We start from the raw sequence: 1733 nt of genomic DNA, 5'->3' as shown, positions 1-1733 counted from the left end.
TGAACCTCGTGATCTTCGTGCTGGCCATCTACGTGGGCTACCACGTGGTCTGGACCGTCACGCCCGCCCTGCACACGCCGCTGATGGCCGTGACCAACGCCATCTCGGCCATCGTCATCGTCGGCGCCATGCTCGCCGCCGCCCTCACCGAGACCGTCCTCGGACAGACCATGGGCGTGCTCGCCGTGGCCCTGGCCGCCGTCAACGTCTTCGGCGGCTTCCTCGTCACCCGCCGCATGCTTGAGATGTTCAAGAAGAAAGAGCGCCCCGCCAAGGCCGCCGAAGGAAAGCACTGACATGAGCCTGAACCTCGTCGTTTTCCTCTACCTGGTCGCCAGCGTCTGCTTCATCCAGGCCCTCAAGGGCCTGTCGCATCCGACGACCTCCATCCGCGGCAACCTCTTCGGCATGGCCGGCATGACCATCGCCGTGCTCACCACCGCCGCGCTCATCGCCCAGCAGCTCGGCGCCAACAGCAGCGCCGGCGGCCTGCCCTATGTGCTGGCGGCCCTGGTCGTCGGCGGTGGCGCGGGGGCCGTGATGGCCAAGCGCGTGGAGATGACCAAGATGCCCGAGCTGGTGGCCTTCATGCACAGCATGATCGGCCTGGCCGCGGTCTTCATCGCCGTGGCTGCCGTGGCCGAGCCCTGGGCCTTCGGCATCGCCGCCAAGGGCGTGGCGATTCCCTTCGGCAACAAGATCGAGCTCTTCCTGGGCGCGGCCATCGGCGCCATCACCTTCAGCGGCTCGGTCATCGCCTTCGGCAAGCTCAGCGGCAAGTACAAGTTCCGCCTCTTCCAGGGCGCGCCGGTCACCTTCGGCGGCCAGCACCTGCTCAATCTGGTGCTGGGCCTGGCCACGGTGGGCCTGGGCATCGCCTTCGCGCTGACGGAGAACTGGACGGCCTTCTTCCTGATGCTGGCCCTGAGCTTCGTGCTGGGCGTGCTGATCATCATCCCGATCGGCGGGGCGGACATGCCGGTGGTGGTGTCCATGCTCAACAGCTATTCGGGCTGGGCGGCCGCGGGCATCGGCTTCTCGCTGAACAACTCGATGCTGATCATCGCCGGCAGCCTGGTCGGCTCCTCGGGCGCCATCCTCTCGTACATCATGTGCAAGGCGATGAACCGCTCTTTCTTCAATGTGATCCTGGGCGGCTTCGGCGGGGATGCGACGGCGGCCGTGGCCGGCGCGCAGCAGCAGCGCAGCGTCAAGAGCGGCAGCGCCGACGATGCGGCCTTCATCATGGGCAATGCGGAGACGGTGATCATCGTGCCGGGCTACGGCCTGGCGGTGGCGCGCGCGCAGCACGCGGTCAAGGAGCTGGCGCACAAGCTCACCGAGAAGGGCGTGACGGTGAAGTACGCCATCCACCCGGTGGCCGGACGGATGCCGGGGCACATGAACGTGCTGCTGGCCGAGGCCGAGGTGCCCTACGACCAGGTCTTCGAGATGGAGGACATCAACGGCGAGTTCGGCCAGGCCGACGTGGCCATCATCCTGGGGGCCAACGACGTGGTGAACCCCGCGGCGCTGCAGAAGGGCACGCCGATCTACGGCATGCCCATCCTGGAGGCCTACAAGGCCAAGACCATCATCGTCAACAAGCGCTCCATGGCCGCCGGCTACGCCGGCCTGGACAACGAGCTCTTCTACATGGACAAGACCATGATGGTCTTCGGCGACGCCAAGAAGGTCGTCGAGGACATGGTCAAGGCGGTGGAGTGAGGCGG

The 1733-nt window shown here is 66.6% G+C and carries 2 protein-coding genes; both read left to right on the top strand.

The genetic code is table 11. The annotated features are described in order from the left end of the window. A partial coding sequence (locus tag H4F90_RS15365) for an NAD(P) transhydrogenase subunit alpha (RefSeq protein ID WP_182666192.1) occupies nt 1-296 on the top strand: 296 nt, incomplete at its 5' end. A gap of 1 nt (nt 297) precedes the next feature. After that, on the top strand, nt 298-1728 hold the full coding sequence (locus H4F90_RS15360; protein ID WP_182666190.1) for an NAD(P)(+) transhydrogenase (Re/Si-specific) subunit beta: 1431 nt from the start codon (nt 298-300) through the stop codon (nt 1726-1728). Nucleotides 1729-1733 lie beyond the last annotated feature (5 nt).

This window comes from Aquariibacter albus, from assembly GCF_014145335.1.
Taxonomy (GTDB): Bacteria; Pseudomonadota; Gammaproteobacteria; order Burkholderiales; family Burkholderiaceae_C; genus Aquariibacter; species Aquariibacter albus.
The sequence above is the reverse complement of the archived record's forward strand: the minus strand, read 5'-3'. Positions and strand labels throughout refer to the sequence as shown.